The organism is Acidocella sp. MX-AZ03 (assembly GCF_027626035.1).
Classification (GTDB): Bacteria; Pseudomonadota; Alphaproteobacteria; order Acetobacterales; family Acetobacteraceae; genus Acidocella; species Acidocella facilis.
This window is the reverse complement of sequence record NZ_CP110774.1, coordinates 1,144,474-1,165,677: the sequence shown is the minus strand read 5'-3', so window position 1 is coordinate 1,165,677 and position 21,204 is coordinate 1,144,474. Positions and strand designations below refer to the sequence as shown.

The window sequence follows — 21,204 nt, the reverse complement described above, 5'->3', positions numbered from 1 at the left end:
GAGCGGATAATTTATTCGCGTCCCGACCCGGATGAACGGGCTCGATTTCTGATTTTGACTCTCATCAGGCGTAAGCCCGCGCACAAGCGGCGGGTATGCGCGGAGAATTTCATGTTTCGCTATTTTCCCACCAATTATGTTTGGAATCTGTCTGTCGATCTCGCCATCGAGATGGGGGCCAGGATCGGCGAGATCGAGGAGATGTGCGCGCCCTTGCAAGAGGCGGCGAAAGCCCCGGATGCCGCCGGCACGCGGGCCTTCCGGGAAGCCTGGGAAAACATGGCCGGCAAGCTGGTCGAGCTCGCCCAGGAGGACGAAGCCGCGGGGCGGCTTTTATCCGCCGGTGAAAAGCTCAATCGCGCCGCCATCTATCTGCTGACCTGCGAGCGCCTGCAATCGCGCAACGCGCCTGGCCGGCTTGAGCTTTACAAAAAAGTTCTGGAAATTTTCGAAAAAGGCGTGGCGCTCTCACGGCAGAATTGCCGGCGCGTGGAAATCCCCTACGAAGGCAAGGTGATTTCCGGCTTGTTCGTGCAGGCGCAAGATGTCAGCGGCCCCGCGCCGGTGCTGGTACAGGTCAACGGCCTGGATTCAACGAAAGAGATGAAATATCGCGTCGGGCTTCCGGCCTGGCTGGCCAGTCGGGGTGTGTCCTCGCTGGTGATCGACCAGCCCGGCACGGGCGAGGCGCTGCGCCTGCATAATCTAACGGCACGTTATGATTCCGAGCATTGGGCCAGCGTCGTGGTGGATTGGCTGGAGGCCCAACCGGAGATCGACCCCAAGCGGATCGGCTTGGAGGGCGTGTCGCTCGGCGGCTATTATTGTCCGCGCGCCGTGGCCTTCGAGCCGCGCTTTGCCATGGGTGTGTCCTGGGGGGCGAACCATGATTGGCGCGAGGTGCAGAAGCGCCGTCTGGCAAAAGAGGGAAGCTTTCCGGTGCCGCATTACTGGGAGCATGTCTGCTGGGTCTGGGGTGCCGCGAATATCGATGACTTCATGGCCATCGCGGAAAATGTGCATCTCGACGGGATTCTGGACCGCATCAAGGTGCCGTTTCTGGTCACGCATGGCGAGAAGGATTCACAAATTCCGCTGGAGATGGCGGGCCGCACCTATGACGCGCTGGTCAACAGCCCCAAGCGCGAGCTGAAGATTTTCACCGATCGCGAAGGCGGTGTGCAGCATTCGAGTTTCGATAATTCTATCAATGCCGGTCACTATATCGCCGATTGGGTGGCGCAAACCCTCGGCGGCCGGCTGGCCTGAACCGATATCACGGAGAGAGACATGAACATCACCAGCCTCGAAGGGCTTGTTTTCGGTGTTGACGATGTTGGCGCCTGCAATGAATTCCTCGCCAATATGGGACTTGACGTGGTGGAGCGCGGCGATGACGGCGGGCACTTCCTCGCCGAGGATGGTACCTGGATCAGCATTCGTCCGCGTGCGGATGCGCAGCTGCCCGCCCGCTGGAAACCGGTTCCATGCTGCGCGAGACGGTCTATGGCGCCGCCGACACGGACACGATCGAGGCGGTTGCCAAGGAGATGGCGCGTGACCGTGAGGTCACCTGGCATGCCGATGGCAGCATCGGATTTTACGATGATCTGGGCTTTGCCTTGCGGATCTGCCTGGCGACGCGCAAGACGCTGGAGGTGCCGGCGGAGGTGATGCCCAACGTCCCCAATTCCACGCAAAGCCGTGGGCTGAATGTCATCGGTGTCACGCCCGGCGCGCCGGCGGCGCGGCCGCGTACTTTGTCCCATGTGGTGTATTTCGTTCCCGATGTGGCCTTGGCCGAAGCCTTCTACACGCAGCGTCTGGGATTTCGCTGCACGGATCGTTTCACCGATGTCGGGCCCTTCCTGCGTCCGGCCGGGATGGCGGATCATCACGCCTTGTTCCTGATCCAAAGCCCGCCGCATATCAAAGGCATCGAGCATTTCGCCTTCCACATGGCCAGCCCCTCGCAGGTTCTGGCGGCCGGAACCCAGATGGTGAAGCGCGGCTTTCAGAGCTTCTGGGGGCCGGGCGGCATCATTTCGGCAGCAACTGGTTCTGGTATTTCAATTGCCCGATGGGCTGCCACGCCGAATTCGACGCGGACATGGACCAGCATGACGATCATTGGGTGCCGCGCGCCACGGCGATGGGGCCGGAAGCCAGCCAGGCTTATCTGTTCCAGTTCCGTGAGAAATGGGCGCCCGGCGGGCCGCCGCCAAATGCCCGCCCGGCCAGCTGAGCATGACGGTGCTCTGCCATATTTCAGAGATTCCGGTTGATGGCGCCATTGGCGTCGAGCCTGGTGAAGACGGGCATGATACGATTTTTCTGGTCCGCCGCGCCGGGCATGTCTATGCCTACCGTGATTCCTGCCCGCATTGGCCAGGGGCGCGCATGGCCTGGCGGCGCCATGAATATCTGGATGCGGACGGCGCGCATATCGTCTGCCATGGCCACGGCGCCTTGTTTGACATCGAAACCGGCCATTGCCTTTCGGGGCCATGCGCCGGCTTGTCGCTCAGTTCCCTGCCTGTGGAGCTGACAGCGGAGGGTTTGGTGCGGCTCCTGCCCACCGCATCCGCGCCTCTGACCTCAAAGGATATTTCGAAATGAGTGGAATGGCGAAGAAAATTCTCGTCATTGGCGGCGGGTTCGCGGGCATGGCCGCGGCGATTGAGCTGGCCAAGCGGGGTATGCAGGTCGAGCTGGTTGAGATCGACCCGGGCTGGCGTGCTTACGGCGCGGGGATCAGCCTGGGCGGGGCGACCTTGCGGGCGTTGCAAACCCTCGGCGTTCTGGATGCGTTTTTGCGCGTCGCCCATGGCTCTGATGGCGTGGATATCCGCACCCCGGCCGGGGCGCTGATCAGCCAGCTGCCCACCCCGCGCCTGGCGGGGCCGGATGTGCCGGGCGGTGCCGGCGTGATGCGCCCGGTCCTGGCTGGGGTTCTCGCCGCCGCCACCCGCGCGGCTGGCGTGGCGGTGCGGTTGGGCGTGACCTTTTCCAGCATCAGCCAGACCGAAACCGGCGTGGACGTGGCCTTCACCGATGGCGGCACCGGCCGGTATGATCTGCTGATCGGCGCCGATGGGCTTTATTCCAAGGTGCGCACGTCATTGTTCCCGGACGCGCCGGCGCCTTCCTATAGCGGCCAGGGTGTGTGGCGCGCGGTGCTGCCGCGCCCGCCCGAGATTGAGCGCTGCACAATGTGGATGGGCGACAGGGTGAAGCCGGGGGTGAATCCGGTTTCCGCCGAGGAGATGTATCTGTTCGTCACCGAGGACCGCGCGGCGCATGAGCGCCTGGACCCGGCCGGCTTCGTCGATCATCTGCGCGCCTTGCTGGCGCCATTCCCGGACCCGGCTTTGCAGGCGATCAGGGCGCAGCTGGGGGCGCGGTCGCAGATCATCTACCGGCCGCTGGAAGGGCTGCTGCTGAAGAGCTGGTACCAGGGCAGGGTGGTGCTGGTCGGCGATGCGGTGCACGCGACCACCCCGCATCTGGCCTCGGGCGCCTGTATCGGGATCGAGGATGGCATTGTGCTGGCCGAGGAACTCGCTGGCGGTGGCGGCATCGAGGCCGCGCTCGCGCGGTTCCAGGCCCGGCGCTGGGAGCGCTGCCGCATGGTGGTGGAAAACTCGGCGCGGCTTGGCGTGATCGAGCGGACGGGTGGCGACAAGGCGGAACATGCGCGGATCATGCGCGACAGCCACCAGGCGCTGGCGGCGCCGATTTGAGAAAAGGGAGCGACTCATGAAGCTGGCCAGTTTGCGTGATGGCAGCCGCGATGGGCGGTTGGCCGTGGTCTCGCGTGATCTCTCCCGCGCCTGCCTGGCGCCCGTGCCCACCATGCTGGCGCTGATGGACCAGTGGGAGGCGCGCGAACCGGCGCTTCGCAACTTGTATCAGGCCTTGAACGACGGCCAATGCGAGAGCTTCGCTTTCGACCCTGAGCAGGCGATGGCGCCGCTGCCGCGCAGCTTTCAATGGCTCGATGCCTCCGCCTTCCTGGCGCATGGCGCGTTGATGACCAAGGCGCTGCGCCTGGAGAAGAATGTGCAGGGCGATCTGCCGCTGATCTACCAGGGCGGATCGGACAGCCTGCTCGGCCCGTGCGAGGATGTGCCATTCCCCTCGGAAGCGTTGGGGATCGATTTCGAGGGCGAGTTCGCCATATGCCTGGGCGATGTGCCGATGGGGGCAACGCTGGAGGAGGCGCATCGGGCGATCCGCCTGCTGACAATCGCCAATGATTGGAGCCTGCGCGCGCTTGCCGCGCGGGAAATGGCCACCGGCTTTGGCTGGCTGCAATGCAAGCCCTCCACCAGCTTCGCGCCGGTGGCGATCACCCCTGATGAGCTGGGGGCCGCCTGGGACCAGGGGCGGGCGAAATTGCGCCTCTCGGTGAGCCTGAACGGCGCGCTGTTCGGCCAGCCCGATGGCGCGGCGATGGATTTCAGCTTTCCGGAACTGATCCGCCACGCCGCCCGCACACGCTGCCTCTGCGCAGGCACGTTGCTGGGCTCGGGAACCGTTTCGGAAGGCGCGCCGCAGCGTGTGGGAAGCGCTTGCATCGCGGAGATGCGTGGCGGCGAGATGATCCTGCACGGCGAACCGCGCACCGCCTTCCTGAAGTTTGGCGATGAGGTCGCGATGACGGCTTATGATGCCGATGGCCATGCGCCGTTCGGTGCCTTGTCGCAACGTGTCGTCGCCGCGCCGCGCCAGGAAATCTCCTGATTTTATCTACCGTCCTGGCGAAATTGCTTTGCCGATAGAGACGCTCAATGGGAGCCATATAAAAACTAAATTTTTCAAACGTTCATGATTATGGATTGATCGCAACCGTCCAAGCGGCGCGCAAAGCGCCTTTATAACGAGAAAGTCTGGGGAAATGAAAAAAATCCTGAAACTATCCGTGGCCCTCTCATGCTGCCTCGCGGCGGCACCGGCCTTGGCGTTCGAAAATAACAACGCGCCTTATCCCGTTGGCACCACCTCGATCGGCATTGCCTCCTTGCCGCCGATTCCGGGGATTTTCCTGTTGGACCAAACCGACGTATCCGGCGCCGGCTATCTCACGGATAGCCACGGCAACAAGAAGCAGATCCCTCCCTTCAAGGTGCATTCCGTTTCAACCACGCCGCGCATCCTGATCAGCTGGCCAGTGACTTTGCCGGGCAATGGGCGTCTCTACACGCAAATCGTCCCGCCGATCGTGGTGCTGAACACCGAAATATTCGGGCAGAAATTTCATACTGCCGGTGTGGCGAATTTCACCATCACACCGTTTCTCGGGCAATGGAGCGTGACGCGGAATTTCAAAATCGCCAGCGGGTTTGACTTCATTCTGCCTACCGGCGCCTACAGCGCCAGCAAGCCCGCCATCGCCTCCGGCTATACCACCTACTCGCCGGTGCTCTCGCTGCGCTACAACAACCCGCATGGGCTGGATATCGGCGTTTCCAACCGCCTCTTCTTCAACAGCACGAATACGCGCACCCATTACCATTCCGGCGATGCCTACCTGGCGGATTATATCGCCGGCTGGAATATCGGGCCGGTCGAGCTTGGCGTGACCGGCGGCTGGTTGCAGGAATATCAGCGCGACAGCCAATATGGCGCGGCAATACCCGGTTCGCGTCAGGAGATTTTCAGGATCGGCCCCTCCATTACCTATAGCGGCCGGTTCCTGGGGAAGATCCCCTTCATCGTCAACGTCAATGATCAGTTCGACGTGATTTCAAAAAACGCGCCAAAGGAAAATAATCTCTGGGTGAATATCGGCTTTCCGTTATTTGCGCCGCCGCCGCCGGCCCCGCCGGTGCACGCCAGCTGAAGGAGCGGAGAATGAACGAGACGCAACGCCAGGCTGGAACCGGCCAGGGCATCTTGTTGCTGTGCGGGTCGTGCCTGCCCATTCTGGGCGCGGTCCTGCTTGGGCCGGTGCTGGCCGAGGTGCAGGCGCATTTCATCACAACCCCCAATGTCGCAGCCCTGACGCCGGTGATGCTCACCATCCCGGCCCTGATGATCGCGGTGTTTTCGCCCTTGGCCGGCTGGCTCGCGGACAGATTCGGCAGACGCCGATTGCTGCTGATCGGCTTGCTGGTTTACACGCTGTTCGGCACCGCGCCGCTCTATTTGCAGGGCTTGCACGCGATCGTGCTCTCGCGTGCCGGGCTGGGGCTTGCCGAGGCGGTGGTGATGACCATTTGCACCGCGCTCATCGGCGATTATTTCGAAGGCCGCAGTCGTATGCTCTGGCTCTCCCTGCAGGGGGCGGTCGCGTCTTTCGCGGCCGCGGTGTTTTTCGGGCTCGGCGGCGCGCTGGGGAGTTTGGCTGGCGCACGCCGTTCTGGCTCTATGTCGCCGGCATCGTGATGTTTCCCTTTGCATTGAAGCTGTTGTGGGAGCCCTCCCGGCCGCATCGGCTGACGCCGCATCTGGGGGCGCAGACGCTGCCCTGGCGGGTGCTGGCCGTGGCTTACCCGTTTGCCTTGGTCACCGGTATCGCGCTGCTGATGGTGCCCATTCAGCTCAGCTTCATTCTGCACGGGCTGGGGCTCGATTCACCGGCCACGGCGGGGCTGCTTTCCGCCGGCAACCAGGCCTCGGTGCTGGCCGGCGCCTTGCTGTTCCGCCTGCTGGTGCGCTTTGGCTATGTGCCGGTGTTCGGCGGCGGGTTTTTCGCGGCTGGCGCGGGGCTGCTGCTGGTTTCGGTCAGCAAGGGGCAGGGCGGTCTGCTTCTGGGCGGCTGTTTGAACGGCTTCGGGTGCGGCCTGCTGCTGGTGGGGCTGATCACTTGGGCGTTGGCGGCGCTGCCCTCAAAGGTTCGCGGGGTTGGCGCCGGGGGCTTCAATAGCTGCGTGTTCCTGGGTGAATTCCTCAGCCCGCTTGTCATCCTGCTGTTGCGCCATGGCGGGGTCAGCCTGGTGAGTGCCATGGCATTTTGCGGCTGGGGGCTGGTGGCCTTGATATTGCCCGCTTTGCTCGCGCCTCTGGCCATCCGCGTTCAGGCCGCCGCTCTGCCGGCGGCCGACTGAACGCCTCCCCCCCGCTTTTTCCGGAGTGACCTTGAATGAGACGATTTCTCGATCTTTCAGTCGCCATCGATAACGACACCCCGGCCGACCCGCCGCCGCTGCGCCCAAAAATCCTCTATCAGGATCACGCCCAAAGCGTCGCGGAAGTGCTGAATTTTTTCCCCGGTCTCACGCAAGACCAATTGCCGGATGGGGCCGGCTGGGCGGTTGAGAGCTTGCAGGTCACCGCCCATAACGGCACGCATCTCGACGCGCCCTGGCATTATCATCCGACGATGGATGACGGCGCGCGCGCGATCACGATCGACGAAGTGCCGCTGGATTGGTGTTATCGTCCCGGCGTCAAGCTGGATTTCCGGCATATGGAAGACGGTTACGTGGCGACCGCGGCGGATATTGAGGCGGAGTTGCGGCGGATTGGTTATACATTGCGGCCGCTGGATATCGTGGTCATCAACACCGCCGCCGGCGCGGCATATGGCACCCCGGCTTATCTGGGCAAAGGCTGCGGCATTGGCCGTGAAGCGACTTTATATTTGCTGGAGCGGGGCGTGCGCGTCACCGGCACCGACGCCTGGAGCTGGGACGCGCCCTTTCCCCTTACAGCCAGACGCTTTGCCGAAACCGGCGATGCGTCGTTGATCTGGGAAGGGCACAAGGCCGGCGCCAAGATCGGCTATTGTCACCTGGAAAAGCTCGCCCGCCTGGCCGAGCTGCCGCCTTTTGGTTTCGAGATCATTTGCTTTCCGACCAAAATCAAGAATGGCTCGGCGGGCTGGACCCGGGCGGTCGCTGTATGGGAGGCGGAGACGGCGTGATCGCCGTCTTTAACCCTCCTTTGTGCCGCTGACCTGCGCCGCGGCCCTAGAAGAAGCGATCTGAGCGCGCCCACCCCGCGCAGGGGCTTTTACGGCGCGGATGCTTTGACGATGTCAGGCCAGGAATTGTCGCGCCGATCGCCCTGGCAGCGCGCGGCATTTACGCTGGCGTTATCCAAGGCGTTGTGAGCTTGCCCGTTTGGGACGAGCTTTTCAGCCCCGTCTTTTGGCCAGGCCAACAAATCCAGCAGGTTCGAAAGCAGCGAAATTGTTCATTGAAAAACCTGGCTCCCGAAGTAGGACCGTGATAATTTTAAAGCCTTTGAGAAAAACATGAGAAAATAAATAGCCCCCTTAATTTAACCCCAAAACAAGCCCCAAAATTCCTGAGTATGCCTAACTATGAGCCAGGGCGTTTTTGGGGCGCCGCCCAGCCCGCTTTGCGTCTCGGTATGACCATCCCGCATTTTTTCAATAAGAGCATGAACACGGCAACCCGACTGTCACCGACGGGCTTGTGCCGACCGCTCGACTCCCGACCATCTCCGTTTTCGAGAATGGCGCCCCTTACCTGCTAGCGGCTTGCCCTGGCACCGGGTCAGCGGCCAGTCCGTGAAGTGGTTCATCGACATCCAGGGCCTTGATGCGACCTGGCAAAACGAAATATTTTTAAAAGCATTTTAAATCAATTAATTGATTGGGTTTTTTCTCAACCCAACATCCCCTAAAGCGGCAGAATTTATTTCCGAATCCAGAAATATTTTTTTATGTTCCGAAAGCATTTGAAAAGCGTCTCGTGCGGACGTTCGGCTTTGGAGGTTCTTTCCATTGTAGGCTATCCTTGATGCTGCGGTTACCCGCCAGCGGAACGCCGTGCGCAAGTGAAAAAAGGCGCCAGACTTTCACCCGGAAAAAAACTGATCGGAAATGGGAGAAAACCCTCCACTATTTCTAGAATCAAGCCAAACTGAGCCGAGCCAATTAATTGATAGGTTCTGTGCCTAGTCATTTCCATAGCGATGTCCTTTCGAAGGTTACCAGGAGCGTGCTAAATTAATTCACTTATTACATGCTGTTGCAGTTCAATTCTCCCAGAAGAACAGATAAAATATTTAACGGTGCCTAATGATCGAAGGAAGGGAAAAAGCCCGTGAAAGACGTATATGAGAGAATCGGCGCACTTTTAGAAACATCAAAAGGTGATCCCGAACTCGCGATTGCCGGGTATTATGAGATCTATAAACACGATGGCTTCTTCCCTTGGGGCGCTCATTATCTAATGGAACTCCTTAGAAACAGCGGGGTTGAACGTCTAGGCGATGCGCGACGTGTAGCTGAAGACCAACTTAAAAACTGCCCAGAATTTACTCACAGTTGGTGGCCTCAATTAACTCTTTTTCGGGGCACTTCACAGTACGAAAATTTTTGTCGGGAAATTTTAAGATACACAAATTTTGAGATTTTTTTGAACGATGAAGCTCCCCGGCTGGCAGTGCTTAATGCGTTGCTCCTACTGCAACCGGCCAACTATCTTGTTACGTTGGGTCAATTATACAACTCAAAGCACCTCGAATTTGCGGAAATATCTGCGTTCCAAATTTCAATTTCTTTCTTTGGCCATGTGCGTAGCGCAACCGATTTTACGAAATTTTTGCCCGGCACAGATTGTTGGACCCTTGCCTTTGATCACAACAAGCCAGTTGTTTACAAAGACAAAAATCTCATCTCGCTCAACATAGCTTACCTGGAGGTTAAAGGCTTTGAAGGCTGGACGTTCCAGCTTGCTATAGCGTTCATGACTACGGCAAGCGCGCTATTTAATTGGCCAGTATATAGCCACGATCGTGGCTACGTAGCGTGGACTAACGTGACTGACGCCGACTTCTTTTTGGCCTCACTATACAACACATTCGTCAACCCATTGCGCTGGCTTCAACTTCGTCCTTCGCCCCTGTCTTCCGTAGCAGAACAAGCATGCGACTTTCGGGACACAAGTTCATATCCAGCGGCTATTTTTTCATCTACGAACCCAAAATTTTACGTGCGCGCTGGCAATGTAGAACTATTTGCATTGCGCAGCTATTTTGAATCTAAGTCAAATTCAAAAATTATGGCAGAGCACGTGGCTTGCCATGCTCTCCGTGCTAAAAATGAAGGGCTCGACTTCTCAGCTAGTCCTTATAATTACCCTCAAGTTGATCTACAAAAAAACATTATTAGCTTACAAACGAATGCAGGCTGGTATGCGATGCCAGGACACGCGGCGGTGTCATTTGAAGATTGGGCTGGCAAATATTACCAAGCGCTTAGGGACGGCGTGTTGCTTTCGGGACATGACGAAGAGCTATTAGGCATCGCAGCAGCACAACCTGATTTTCGTTCCAAAAAAATATACTCCTGGAATGACGACGCCTTTATCAAATTTCTTGATCGGCAACGGGTGACTTTAGCAACAGCATATTCTGAAGAAATTTCTGAAGGATTTGAAAGCGGGAAAATCGCTCGCTTATGGAGAGACCTAGGCTTCGAATCAACTTTATCTAACTTTTCAACAGTGCCTTCACCTTATTCAGTATGGCCATTTTACCCAAATCAATCTTGGACGCAAACTTATGAGGCATTTCGAGATAGTGTGTTTTCTGACATTGAAGCAAACAGAACGACCTTGTTCGTTGCTGCTTGTGGCTGTTATGGTTTGCCGATCGTTCACGAGGTATCTCAGCATTTCAAAATAAACTCCGTGTACTATGGGCATCATTCCAATTTATTATTCGGCTTAATAACCGAAGATGGTCGTAGACAACAATTTTACGCAAAAAATCCTTCCTCTAAAAACTGGGTTCAACCTCGCATTAAAGAGCGAATGCCTGAAGTTGGACGTATCGACGATGGGCGTTATGTCTGATCTCATAATCTTGTACCCTTCGCAAATCCTTCGAAAGAAGTAAGCGTCCGAGGTGTCGTTTTTCAGGATCACGGTACCAGCTTGGTGCCGATCCGCACCCGGTAACCGCTCGGCAGTTCGATCTGCCATGGGCGCCGGCGGGGAGCGGCCGGAGGTGGCTGTGCCGCAGGCTGCTCCGGCATCACAACCACAGGCAAAAGCTGCGGCGGCGTCACGCCCGAAGCCTCTGCACAGAGCTTGCGCCAGGTAAAAAAAACCTGGTTGCTGTTCTCATCATATTGCCGGGCGACCATCGACACCGAAGCCCCGGGCATCCCAGATGCCGCCACAATCTCGCGCTTCAACGCCTCAGGCCACACTTTATGCTGGCGCTTCACACGCAAACTTGTGTCCATTATCTCGGTTGTGGACACTTTCCACCTTCAGGTTACACTCCCCAAAGGCTGACCCAGCCACCAAAATCCAGGAAGGCGGCCCTTCTCGGAGGCATACGTCATTCGTAACCGATGTGAGCCCCCCACGGGCTATGCTGTGATCTACCGTGAGGCTTCGGCGACGCGCTGTGGCATCCAGAATTCTCTGATTGCGGGGATAACGAGCGGGATGTCGTGGTAGGCGGTTTTGAGGTAGTCTTTTGTATTGATGCCGTTTGGCGGTGGGTTGATTGGCGCGCCGATCTGGTCGGCACAATAGAGCATGATCGGTAACATGAGGCCGCATTCGATACCGCGTGCCTCGCGCAGCGGCGCCCAGGCGCTCCATCGCAGCTTCATGGCATGGGCAAATCCCAGGCACCATGGTCCGGCGAATACGACGCCGGCGTCGGTGCGTTGGAAGATTGGTGCGTATGTTTGTGGCGCGGTCGAGAGGGTTTCGCTGATGGCGTTATGCCTGGCGACGATCGCCATAATGGCCTTGAGTGTTTTGCCATGCGCGGTGGCGATATTGCCCTTGGGTCCAAGCAGATCAAAGAACCATTCATCTGGGGAGATCGAGGAGGGACCAACGACAATGGCGGCGAGATAGCCGTCGAGCATCGAGACGCCATCGATGACGCGGTTCTGTTTCTCCAGCCAGGCGTCGAGCATTTCCATATCCATCGCACTGTCAGCCTGCGCGGTTCGGGTGCCAGCCTGCCTCATGCCGCAATGGCCTTTTGGGTCTGCGCCGCCTTCCAGTTCCACGGCAATAATTCGCCCAACGCATTTGCCTTCGTCGTGCCCGAGACCATCCGCTCCAGCACATCGGTGAGATAGGTCTGCGGATCGAGATCGTGCAATTTTGCCGTGTTGATGAGAGAGGCCAATATCGCCCAGCTCTCACCGCCGCCGGCGCTGCCGGCGAAGAGAGAATTTTTTCTGCCCAAGGCAATGGGCCTGATGCTGCGCTCAACGATGTTGCTGTCCACCTCCACCCGGCCATCGTTCAGGAACACGCACAGCCCGGCCCAATGACCCAGCGTGTAGCGGATCGCCTTGGCCAGCGTGGATTTGGCCGAAGTTTCCGCCAGCCTGTCGAGCAGCCAAGGCTTGAACGTCTCGAACAGCGGCAGGGTTTCCGCCTGGCGCACGGCCACGCGTGCTTCGGGGCTGGTGCCGCGGATACGCTTCTCGATGCGGTAGATTTCAGCAATGCGCAGCAACGCTTCGGCGGCGACCGGACAATCCGTTGCCTTATGCACCTCAAAAAACTTTCGCCGTGCATGTGCCAGGCAAAAAGCCAGCGTCACAGGGCCGCCGGCACGGCCGCGCCGGGTCAACCGATTATATCCGGCATAGCCGTCAACCTGCAGCACGCAAGCTTTGCCCGCGAGATGTTCCTCGACATGCTGACCTTTGCGATCCTCTGCATATAAATACACCACCGCCGGCGGCAGTGCTCCGCCCCAGGGGCGGTCATCGATCGCATAGGCCCAGATCCTTGCGATGCGCGTTCGTTTGCGGGTGCGATCCTGAACCGGCAAGGGCGTGTCATCGCAGAATAGTTTTGGCGCGCTCAAAACGATGGCGCTCAGCAATTCATGCAATGGCTTGCACCACCAAGCCAGCCGGGCGACCCAATGCACCAAAGTCGAGCGGTCGAGCATGATCCCCTGGCCGGCCAGCATCTGCGCCTGCCGGTTCAGCGGCATGTGCCAGGCGAATTTCATCACCGCCACATGCACGAGCAGCGCCGGGGTCGGCAGCCCGCCATCGACCGGTCGCGGCGGCGCCTTGGCCTGCACCACTGCCCCTTCACAAGAGCGGCAGCCATAGCGCGGCCGGTGAATGCGTTTTACGCGTAACACTGCCGGAACCACGTCGAGCATTTCGCTGACATCCTCGCCGATCACATGCAGCTTGCCCTGACAGCAAGGGCAAGCCTTGCGCTCCGGCTCGATCGTGATGTCCACCCGCGGCAGATGCACCGGCAGCCCGCCAATATTGCGCGCCGCCTTTCGCTGCGGCGGCCGGTTTGCGTTCGCCGGCGTTGGCGGTTTGGCGAGTTCCACCGGCGTGCCGGAAAGGTCATCCAAAGCGAGCGGTAACTGGGCCTCGGGCTCAACTTGTTTCTCGGATCGTGCACCAAACAAGGCCCGCTTCAAAGCCGCCACAACGGCCCGGAGGTTCTCGTTCTCCGCCCGCAGGGCTGTATTCAATGCCAGCAGATGCGCTGGATCATGCGGGGAATGTTGGTCATCCGACATGCACGCAAGCTACCAAACAGGCCCGCTGTGCCGCCAGCAAATTACAGCAATTTCTGCGAATTTTCCGCCGGGATCGAGGGCCTCACCAGCGCCGGAGAGCGTGCTGCAATCTGCGTCCAATCCATGCCAGCAAACAGCAGGCGTATCTGCGCGGGGCTCAGTGTGACGGCCCCGTCCTGCACCGGCGGCCAGGTAAATCCGCCTGCCTCCAATCGTTTGGTCACCAGGCAAAGCCCCGTGCCATCCCAAAGCAGCAGTTTAAGCCGGTCCGCGCGCTTGGCCCGGAACACGAAGACATCGCCCGCAAATGGATCGGCCGCCAAAACTTGCGCCACCAGGGCAACAAGACCATCCATGCCTTTACGAAAGTCGACCGGCTTGGACGCCACCATCACCCTTAACCCCGGCCGGGCCGGAATGCCCAGGATCATCGGGCTGGCCCGATCAGACCAAGCACCTGCCGCAAAACAGCCTGGTCAACCGCGCCTTCCACCCGGATCCGGGTACGCCCGATCTCTATCTCAATCGATCCCACGGCTTGATCCCGGGCCGAGGGCGGTCCAGCCGGTTCAGCCATAGGGCAACCAGCCACATCATCCACAATGCGCAACGGAACAAAATCCCCCGCCATCGCCAAATCATTCATCGCCTGGCGACGCCATGTCCAAAGTAAGCCCCGGCTCACCCCATAACGGCGCGCAACCTGCGTAACCACGGCACCAGGCGCAGCACTCGCGGCAAGAATCTCCGCCTTCTCCTCCCGCGTCCAATCCCGCCGCCGACGCCGCCCGGTGATCAGCTCAACACGATGGTAGCCATTGTCCTCATGACTGTGCTGATGTCTGGCTTTAGGACCGTCATTATCCACAATATCGCCCCACACAAATTCAGGGGCATACTGTCCAGTAAATCAAACCGCGCCGCGAGGTGGCGGACTCGCATCGGTTACCGTCATTCACCGGATGCGTACGGGACATCCAGCAACCACGCTCAATGAGTTGCTCCCCTGGAACTGGGCCGCCATCTCGGAAAATCACACAAGCGCGGTCTCTGGCTGACGGTTGCCGCGCAACCGATCCTCCACCTGGTAATACCGTCATGTGGGGCGGGCTCTCGCGTCTGACCGACTTCAAGCTCGGCGCGATGATCGGCATGCAACTTGTGGGTAATTGAAAGATTGAGCTCACGGTTAATGTTTGAGCTTTATCCCAAGAGAATTAAAAACAGCGTCATAATTGTCGTCCCAAAAAAAAGCACTGCCGATACGTTCTCCAAGCGGCCTCACAATGACGCGACCTGTTGGCCTCGAGATAATTTCAGGTTCAAGCGGCGCAAGCACTAAAAGGTCGAGGCGACGGCAATGCGAATATCGCATCAAAAGGGCGTCATAGAATACATCAACTCTCGCGCGAAGCTCCTCTCCTTCAGCACATACTCCTTCATTCCAAAGATTTGAGCGAACGAATAAGACTTCTTTATCCTTCGTGTTATCTAGCAATCTTTGAATACGACGGTACGTCTTGGCGTAAACATGATTTATTTGCTGGTCAATATCCGGTTTGATCAGATCATTATCATCGCGCTCAAAATCGTGATGATGAAGAAGGCCATAAGTCGTGCATCGTACAGTACTGTTGTCTTCGATCACTAGGTTAGCGGGATTTAACATTCCCTCAAAATTGCTGTTAAGCAGCTTTATAGTGGCCTCGTAGGGAGTGATCCACCAATCAAATGGATAAGACTCCTCAACTCCGAAGAAGCGTCGAATGTTATGAGCGGGCCCGCACCAATCACCGATCGATACAATGAGATCGTATTCGTTCATAATAAACTACCTGAGAGGGAGGTGAAAATTTTCATCAAAATTCAATATTGAAGCAGATGAGAAAAATTCGACTTTAGATCAAGCGCCGTCGGAGATTCATGCAGACCGGAAAAATCGCGATAGCCAATGTAGGATTGACAAATAAACTTCTCTAAGCTGAACAGAGGCTCTTGGTCTGATAGTTTGAAGGCAAATGGTGTACGGTAGCTGAGGTTATGACGTTCAGCAATCTCAGGATAGATAGGCCACCACGGCCCTGAGGACATCGGATTTAAAAGATACTCAATCGGAAAATCCATCCATTTTGCGCCAATCGCGGCTGCAATCTCTTTTGCTTGATCTCGTAACAGAGAGATACTCACGTGGTTCATCGAAAACAGTGCAGGCTGACGAGGAATTTTGTCAATGAATTGCGAAGCAAATTTGATGTCGATGCCTTCATCGCGCGCGAGGAGCTCTTCACATGCTGTATGATAGGTGTCGAAAAATCCCGCACGTTGATACGTTTCGGTTGTAAATTTAGCCAAACATTCGTCCTCGCTCAAGCTGTGTAAAAAAGAAGCTAGGACTATTTTACTATGATAGTCGCCCATAGGCGAAGGAACTCGTTGTTGGAATCCTCCGACGTAAGTGATGTCAGGGTGCAGTCCGTTAAAATAGATGTTTGTAGTTGTCAGAACGCGATAGTTTAAGCGCAGTTGCGCCGTTGCATATTCACCAAAATGGTCAGAAAGCGGATGTGTCACGATCGTGAGATCTTCAGAGCCTGCTAATGCCTTGTCGGCTGCCTGACGGAATTCCGGGGATCCGTAACCGTTAATATCAAGGCAGTATACCTCGCTGAGATCAGTGAGGGAACTAAGCAAAAGATATAAAGGCCAGGCTTGGCAATTGGCAAAAAGCGCGAGACGGCTCATTGGTTAGCCTTATTCATCTGTAGTTCATCCATAATTATACGCCAGAACTCTATATAGCTTGTTTCAGTCAGGACGTCTCGCGCGTAGTGTGTTGCTGCCTGGCGGCGCGCGTTTCGAACTTCAGAATTCTCGAGCATATCACAAAGGTCAGCAGCGAACTCGGCGGGGTCCGAAAAGCTGGGGATACCATAATCAGAGAGGCGGAAGGCCTCGTCGATGTGGGGTGTGATCGTAACAGCGCCGTTTAAAGCCAACGCGGGTATTGTTTTAATTGGTGAACCAGACCCAGCCACGACTGGTAAAGGGCAAGCGCGCGCAGCTTGGAGTAGTGGCGTCAGGCGTGCGCACCTGCCAAGCAAGAAGATGTTCGGTTGTAAAAAGTCTTGAAGTTGTGCCCCAACAGATCCTGCCACGAATAAATTCAAACGCCGTTCGGCAAGATGCTTTATGAACACCTCCTCAATAAACCATCTAAACGACTTGATGTTCGCAGGATGAGCGCTGCCGACTAAAATAAGATCGATACGTTCAACATGCTCTAATCGTTCGTAAAGAGGCTTTTGTCCGGGGTGGGCAGCATCAAGAAATGTTGGGCCGGAATCAAGTATCGTGGATAGGAGCATTGTAGGCTTAGCAAGCCCATCTGTCTCAAATTCAACCAAACGCCTGCGTAGATTTGCGGTCCCAAGGCCAAGTTCATGGTCCCGTGAGTTTCAAGCCATCGCTCAAGGCTCTCGGCATCTATTCCTTCCACCGAAGAAAACGCCGCACGAACATCCGGGCGATGTACCAATACGAGGCGGGCAGCGCCCGATAGAGTTGAAGAGGCAGTTGTGGTCAGCCAAGCAAGCTGCGCAGGAGTAAAGCGCGTTGCTTCTGATGAAAACGACGTACTATTGACTACAAACCATTGAAAAAATGCTAGACGATCAGCAGAGAAGCTGAGGTTGAACACTTGCCTGAGATCCGGTCGCACAAAATACAACCGTAACATCGCAGGTGAAGGCTGAGTGACTTGGTCTGGTATGTCACCCTGCTCGGTCAATAGATGATTAGCTGTCTGCCAATACTGAGATAGAGTCGACTTCTCGCTGCTTTCAGATGTAAAAGGCGGTAGCCGCCAATGAACCGTTGACGTTATGCACGCCTTGGATAACTCTCGTTGTTCGGCAGCGCTAATGGCGATCAGGTGCGGAAACTGAGCAAGCGCCTTAAATTCATCTAACTTTTCGCTTAGTGAGATGGCGTCCCCCCGGCGAACAGCATGTTGATATGCTAAAATATCATGAGTTTCGCATACAATATTCTCGATCGGCATTACCCCGGCAATAACTGGATATAGATGCGCGTAGTTCAGTAATGTTCTCTCGACGCAATTTCCAGTTAACGCTGCTCTTAGTGACTGGGGGAACTGCATATGGCTGTTGATGTTGCGCAATCGATCGAACGTCGGTCCTTCCGAATTAACATCGTTGACAACAGCAGTTAGTGACGGCCCGAAGGAAGGGCGTGCAACCCAAGCAAATCCAGTCGCTTGATATTCGGATGAAAATCCGTAAATCCGTTCATCATAGGCCGATGCGTCAACACCAGACCAGTTAAGATCTGGCCACGGGACAAAGAGCTCCAGGCAATCTAGATTAAGCTCTCTCAGAGCGCGTTTTTGCGCGGCATAAACTGCAGAGCACCCTTCTCCGAAGGTATCGTTTCCAACCCAAAGTATTGTGCCGTCTGACTGTACGGGGAAAGCACGTGACAACTCTAATAGTCGTTCGACCGTTTCTCTTGGTGTAAGCTCATAACTTTTGTTAAGTTTCCGTTGCTCTCGCACTCCGGTTTCATAGTACTCTATTATCACCTTGGAAAAAGAAGAGGCGTCAGGAACTGGTATAACCTGACCGGTTTCACCGAATGTGGCATAAAGATCCGTCTGCGAGAGGGCGAAAACGTCAAGCCCCATCTGAATGGCCTCGAGTGTAACGCCCGTTCCACGTTTGGCGTAGGACTCTACGCGGTATGGCGCAATAATGCCCTTCGCGTGTTTCATCATGAAATAAAACTGCTCCGCGGTCTCGGCAGATTCGAATGTTTTGATACGGCCTGGATATTTGATGCGAAGCGCTGAAAGGGCCGCTTTGGCAGCGATGATTGTAGGTGTATCGTTCTGATGGTTGCTGCCGGTTTGGATAAGAAATTGAAACTCCGCCATTATTGGCGATGCCAGCAAGCCGCTCAGTATTGCGGGCAGTTCATCAAAGCCTTTTTCTTCTCGAGCTTCACCGAAGTAGGCGAGAATCGGCTTTCCATCTTTGGCGAGATTTGTATCAATCCAGCTCGAAGAGCGAACCATAGCAAGGCTCGGATGAAGTGGGTTAAAGAGTAGTGGGAATTCTCCGCCTGTTTCTTTTAAGTAGTAAGAAAGCAGATTTCGTGATTCTGTGAAAAAGCTCATGCGGTTGCGCAAAAAACTTACCGCCAAAATAGAGCGCAGAATTTTCACATATGACAGGCGATGACCACCCATGGCTTCTGCCGTCGAGAAGAAACGCATGATAAAGCGCGGCGCGTCGTGCGGATTGGCAGCAATGTAGCGCGCCGTGCCCAACAAGATCTGTGGTGAAAGAGAGTGCATGAAAACGACATCGTCGGAAGTGAGCTTTTGCGCCTCGATAAACGTACTTAATTCAACAGCATATGTGTCTGCCGAACCAACAAAATAAACCTGGGGACTGAACCCCGACCATACCTTAATGTCACTTTCTGCCTCAGATGTTGCGTTCAAGCAGAGACCTAGTACCGGCTCAAACCCTAAGGCGACCGCGCCGCTTATAAAAAGATTTGTAACGATGCCGTGATGACTTAGGGGGCTTGTGCGGTCAGTCTCAATGATTGCAAATCGAGGTTTCTTTTCGTTGGTCGGAGCGGACAGTAACGAAGCGAGAAGCTCTTCATCGAGTAGAGGTACAGGCTGGCCGACACGATCTCCCGTCGCGATAATACGGCCGCGTTCAAAGTTATGCCAAAATGCGGTTTCCTGGGTTAGAAAAATTAAACTATTACTGGCATTTGATCTGAGTGAAGATAGAGTTGCTTTAATTACTCGTAAATTTGGATCGGTCGAGAGGGAGGGGAGATCGCAAGCCTCCAGGAGAAGAAGCTGACTGATTGCCTCATAAGGTCCAATAGTGGCCGCAGCGTCTTTTCGTACTAATTTTTGTTTTGGACTATAAAATATCCGAACGTCTTGCGGTAGAACCGGTGCGGTTAATTCGAGGGTGCTGACAATAATCAAATTTAGTGATTTCGATACTGCTCCGAGAGTTTCAATAAGTATGCACCAATTGGTGATGGCAGCATCAAGTGAAGACTGATCTTCAGCAGGTACAACTACTGTAAGCCCATGAGGAATTCCTGCCTCCTCGGGAATTGCAAGCTGACTACCAATCAGAAGTGATGCGTCGAACAGTTCTAGCTCGAACCCAGGAGATTCAGAATGACCCTCCTTGCCTGCACGGAAATCGATGTATCCCTCGGAAGGCAACGGTTCACGGATTAAATGCCAATCTCCATCTGCCAACAATGGCAAAAGTTCGATAACGTTTTGGTCATTTACCGAATAACGGAGGTTCTCTATTCCATCATGCGACAAGAGGCGCGCCCAAACAAAAAATTCCGCACCCGCTCCTACCTGTAAATGGGCGGAGGCATTGTAGGTAGCGCGAAGACATTGGGAGTGGTTTGAGGATTTGCTACGAAAAATAAAGGACTGAGCCGCAACAGACTTAGATGCTAAAATTGGGCTACGCGTACCTCGTTCGCTATGAGCAGTATCATATAGATCAGCGAAATCCAGCTTAATTGCTCTAGAAGTGGTAACACGATCGCCAATCGGAAAACGGCGAGAAAAATACCCAGATGGGTGCATGTAACGACTTCCCACTTCCTGCAGTTCCTGCAGAAATGCGTTGCGGAAGTTTTCCAGACTGACATTCTGTTTGACGCTTAGCACTCTCTGCTCAAATACTGCGCGAGTATTGTCTTCGACGCTATTAAAAGCTTCAATCCAGCGCTGGTGACATAAGGGATCCTCCACTGCGAGATAATTGTCAGGCCCCAAGATTTCATCGAAAACCGCAAGGCGTGAAGCAAGGACCATCTTTCCCAGATATGCTGCTTCAAGAACCGGAATTCCAAACCCTTCGTAATGGGTTGGGAATAGAACCGCTGACGCAGCGGAGTAGAGGGAGCGAAGCAGTTCATCGGACACTCTTCCAAGATCGACAATCTGTGATGACAATAAATCTGGAGCTGGCAAAAAGCTGAATCTGCTCTCTGCACATGGGCCGCCGCACATCACAAGCTTTAGTGGCGATCCGGTGCGTGCTATATATGCGGTGAAAGCTTCGAGGACAGTCTTATGGTTTTTGTGTGGCCACTTGACCGCAGGGAAAAGCAAAAAGTGGTCCAGGTCCATTGGGAGTTGAATTGAAGCCGGTTCTCTCGCCATACACATATATGGAAGATGCGGGATAACAGTGGGCGTTGTTCCGGGATAGAACTTGCGTATTGCACGAGCTTGGTCAGCAGTAAAAGTGATAATAGAATCAGCGCGACTTAAGCCTTGCGCGAAACTTGCTGAACGACCATGGCGCTCCGCGGCTGTAAAATAACCTGGCGCTTCAAGGTGCATGAGATCGTGAATGACAACAGAGAGAGCAATATCATTAGGGAATCCTTCACAAGGAAGAGCCCCGAACGGGTCGATGACGGCCGTTACACCATCACGTAATTGACGGAAAACATCTCCGGTTAAGTAAGGAAGCTCGATGAACCGAGCACCGTGAGCAATCTCTCCGAACACTTTGGTGTTTGGGCGGATCAGCACATCCACCGATGCTTCGGAGACGAGTGCTCCTACCAAGTGTTGTAAAAAAACCCCCGCGCCCCAGCGCCGGCATCTTGTCCTACATAGCCTGCTGCGTTGATTATAATCTTCATAAG

General features: G+C 55.8%; 19 protein-coding genes. 10 read left to right on the top strand and 9 right to left on the bottom strand.

Annotated elements, in window-relative coordinates; genetic code table 11:
- Window positions 1–111 precede the first annotated feature (111 nt).
- The 10 genes from GT370_RS06510 to GT370_RS06465 all read left to right on the top strand — a co-directional run bounded on the left by GT370_RS06510 (window position 112) and on the right by GT370_RS06465 (window position 10,775).
- The gene (locus GT370_RS06510) at window positions 112–1,269 is read left to right on the top strand and encodes an alpha/beta hydrolase family protein (protein WP_008492599.1); all 1,158 of its coding nucleotides are present in this window, start codon (window positions 112–114) and stop codon (window positions 1,267–1,269) included.
- A gap of 218 nt (window positions 1,270–1,487) precedes the next feature.
- A complete protein-coding gene (locus GT370_RS06505) occupies window positions 1,488–2,285 on the top strand; it encodes a VOC family protein (RefSeq protein WP_270184090.1) in 798 nt (265 codons plus the stop codon).
- The gene (locus GT370_RS21300; protein WP_008492602.1) at window positions 2,200–2,619 is read left to right on the top strand and encodes a Rieske (2Fe-2S) protein; all 420 of its coding nucleotides are present in this window, start codon (window positions 2,200–2,202) and stop codon (window positions 2,617–2,619) included. Before GT370_RS06505 ends, GT370_RS21300 begins: the two co-directional genes overlap by 86 nt.
- Window positions 2,616–3,743 carry an FAD-dependent oxidoreductase gene (locus GT370_RS06495; protein ID WP_039884676.1) on the top strand — a complete coding sequence of 376 codons (1,128 nt, stop codon included), beginning with the start codon at window positions 2,616–2,618 and terminating at the stop codon, window positions 3,741–3,743. Before GT370_RS21300 ends, GT370_RS06495 begins: the two co-directional genes overlap by 4 nt.
- 16 nt (window positions 3,744–3,759) lie before the next feature.
- On the top strand, window positions 3,760–4,746 hold the full coding sequence (locus GT370_RS06490) for a fumarylacetoacetate hydrolase family protein (protein ID WP_008492605.1): 987 nt from the start codon (window positions 3,760–3,762) through the stop codon (window positions 4,744–4,746).
- 154 nt (window positions 4,747–4,900) lie between these two features.
- Window positions 4,901–5,845, top strand: a complete 945-nt coding sequence (locus tag GT370_RS06485; protein WP_008492606.1) for a SphA family protein — start codon at window positions 4,901–4,903, stop codon at window positions 5,843–5,845.
- An 11-nt stretch (window positions 5,846–5,856) separates the two neighbouring features.
- The gene (locus tag GT370_RS06480) at window positions 5,857–6,390 is read left to right on the top strand and encodes an MFS transporter (protein ID WP_270184089.1); all 534 of its coding nucleotides are present in this window, start codon (window positions 5,857–5,859) and stop codon (window positions 6,388–6,390) included.
- Window positions 6,387–7,052 carry a hypothetical protein gene (locus GT370_RS06475; protein ID WP_270184088.1) on the top strand — a complete coding sequence of 222 codons (666 nt, stop codon included), beginning with the start codon at window positions 6,387–6,389 and terminating at the stop codon, window positions 7,050–7,052. Before GT370_RS06480 ends, GT370_RS06475 begins: the two co-directional genes overlap by 4 nt.
- Before the next feature lie 35 nt (window positions 7,053–7,087).
- Window positions 7,088–7,870: a cyclase family protein gene (locus GT370_RS06470; protein ID WP_008492608.1), complete on the top strand. Its 783-nt coding sequence runs from the start codon at window positions 7,088–7,090 to the stop codon at window positions 7,868–7,870.
- Window positions 7,871–9,020: 1,150 nt separating this feature from the next.
- Window positions 9,021–10,775, top strand: coding sequence for a hypothetical protein (locus GT370_RS06465; RefSeq protein ID WP_240376503.1), 1,755 nt, complete (start codon window positions 9,021–9,023; stop codon window positions 10,773–10,775).
- 68 nt (window positions 10,776–10,843) lie between these two features.
- Here GT370_RS06465 and GT370_RS06460 read toward each other — a convergent pair whose 3' ends face one another.
- The 9 genes from GT370_RS06460 to GT370_RS06420 form a co-directional block, all read right to left on the bottom strand.
- The gene (locus GT370_RS06460) at window positions 10,844–11,170 is read right to left on the bottom strand and encodes a transposase (protein ID WP_270184361.1); all 327 of its coding nucleotides are present in this window, start codon (window positions 11,168–11,170) and stop codon (window positions 10,844–10,846) included.
- Between the two features lie 141 nt (window positions 11,171–11,311).
- Complete coding sequence (locus GT370_RS06455; protein ID WP_270184087.1) at window positions 11,312–11,959, bottom strand: UPF0149 family protein; 648 nt, start codon at window positions 11,957–11,959, stop codon at window positions 11,312–11,314.
- A complete protein-coding gene (tnpC, locus tag GT370_RS06450) occupies window positions 11,914–13,461 on the bottom strand; it encodes an IS66 family transposase (protein ID WP_008495811.1) in 1,548 nt (515 codons plus the stop codon). The genes GT370_RS06455 and tnpC overlap by 46 nt, the downstream gene beginning before the upstream one ends.
- 41 nt (window positions 13,462–13,502) lie before the next feature.
- Window positions 13,503–13,892, bottom strand: coding sequence for an IS66 family insertion sequence element accessory protein TnpB (tnpB, locus tag GT370_RS06445; RefSeq protein ID WP_144052888.1), 390 nt, complete (start codon window positions 13,890–13,892; stop codon window positions 13,503–13,505).
- Window positions 13,889–14,329 carry an IS66-like element accessory protein TnpA gene (gene tnpA / locus GT370_RS06440; RefSeq protein WP_083878915.1) on the bottom strand — a complete coding sequence of 147 codons (441 nt, stop codon included), beginning with the start codon at window positions 14,327–14,329 and terminating at the stop codon, window positions 13,889–13,891. Before tnpA ends, tnpB begins: the two co-directional genes overlap by 4 nt.
- A gap of 321 nt (window positions 14,330–14,650) precedes the next feature.
- On the bottom strand, window positions 14,651–15,286 hold the full coding sequence (locus GT370_RS06435) for a DUF1796 family putative cysteine peptidase (protein WP_083878422.1): 636 nt from the start codon (window positions 15,284–15,286) through the stop codon (window positions 14,651–14,653).
- A 41-nt stretch (window positions 15,287–15,327) separates the two neighbouring features.
- Window positions 15,328–16,203: a WcbI family polysaccharide biosynthesis putative acetyltransferase gene (locus GT370_RS06430; RefSeq protein WP_144052630.1), complete on the bottom strand. Its 876-nt coding sequence runs from the start codon at window positions 16,201–16,203 to the stop codon at window positions 15,328–15,330.
- Complete coding sequence (locus GT370_RS06425) at window positions 16,200–16,826, bottom strand: glycosyltransferase (protein ID WP_270184086.1); 627 nt, start codon at window positions 16,824–16,826, stop codon at window positions 16,200–16,202. The genes GT370_RS06430 and GT370_RS06425 overlap by 4 nt, the downstream gene beginning before the upstream one ends.
- Entirely contained in the window at window positions 16,742–21,094 is a 4,353-nt protein-coding gene (locus GT370_RS06420; RefSeq protein ID WP_270184085.1) for a glycosyltransferase, read from the bottom strand. Before GT370_RS06420 ends, GT370_RS06425 begins: the two co-directional genes overlap by 85 nt.
- Window positions 21,095–21,204: the final 110 nt, after the last annotated feature.

Coding starts and splice junctions, on each gene's coding strand:
- GT370_RS06510 (WP_008492599.1), top strand. CDS start 112: ATGTTTCGCTATTTTCCCACCAATTATGTTTGGAATCTGTCTGTCGAT.
- GT370_RS06505 (WP_270184090.1), top strand. CDS start 1,488: ATGCTGCGCGAGACGGTCTATGGCGCCGCCGACACGGACACGATCGAG.
- GT370_RS21300 (WP_008492602.1), top strand. CDS start 2,200: ATGGGCGCCCGGCGGGCCGCCGCCAAATGCCCGCCCGGCCAGCTGAGC.
- GT370_RS06495 (WP_039884676.1), top strand. CDS start 2,616: ATGAGTGGAATGGCGAAGAAAATTCTCGTCATTGGCGGCGGGTTCGCG.
- GT370_RS06490 (WP_008492605.1), top strand. CDS start 3,760: ATGAAGCTGGCCAGTTTGCGTGATGGCAGCCGCGATGGGCGGTTGGCC.
- GT370_RS06485 (WP_008492606.1), top strand. CDS start 4,901: ATGAAAAAAATCCTGAAACTATCCGTGGCCCTCTCATGCTGCCTCGCG.
- GT370_RS06480 (WP_270184089.1), top strand. CDS start 5,857: ATGAACGAGACGCAACGCCAGGCTGGAACCGGCCAGGGCATCTTGTTG.
- GT370_RS06470 (WP_008492608.1), top strand. CDS start 7,088: ATGAGACGATTTCTCGATCTTTCAGTCGCCATCGATAACGACACCCCG.
- GT370_RS06460 (WP_270184361.1), bottom strand. CDS start 11,170: ATGGACACAAGTTTGCGTGTGAAGCGCCAGCATAAAGTGTGGCCTGAG.
- tnpC (WP_008495811.1), bottom strand. CDS start 13,461: ATGTCGGATGACCAACATTCCCCGCATGATCCAGCGCATCTGCTGGCA.
- tnpB (WP_144052888.1), bottom strand. CDS start 13,892: ATGATCCTGGGCATTCCGGCCCGGCCGGGGTTAAGGGTGATGGTGGCG.
- GT370_RS06435 (WP_083878422.1), bottom strand. CDS start 15,286: ATGAACGAATACGATCTCATTGTATCGATCGGTGATTGGTGCGGGCCC.
- GT370_RS06430 (WP_144052630.1), bottom strand. CDS start 16,203: ATGAGCCGTCTCGCGCTTTTTGCCAATTGCCAAGCCTGGCCTTTATAT.
- GT370_RS06425 (WP_270184086.1), bottom strand. CDS start 16,826: ATGCTCCTATCCACGATACTTGATTCCGGCCCAACATTTCTTGATGCT.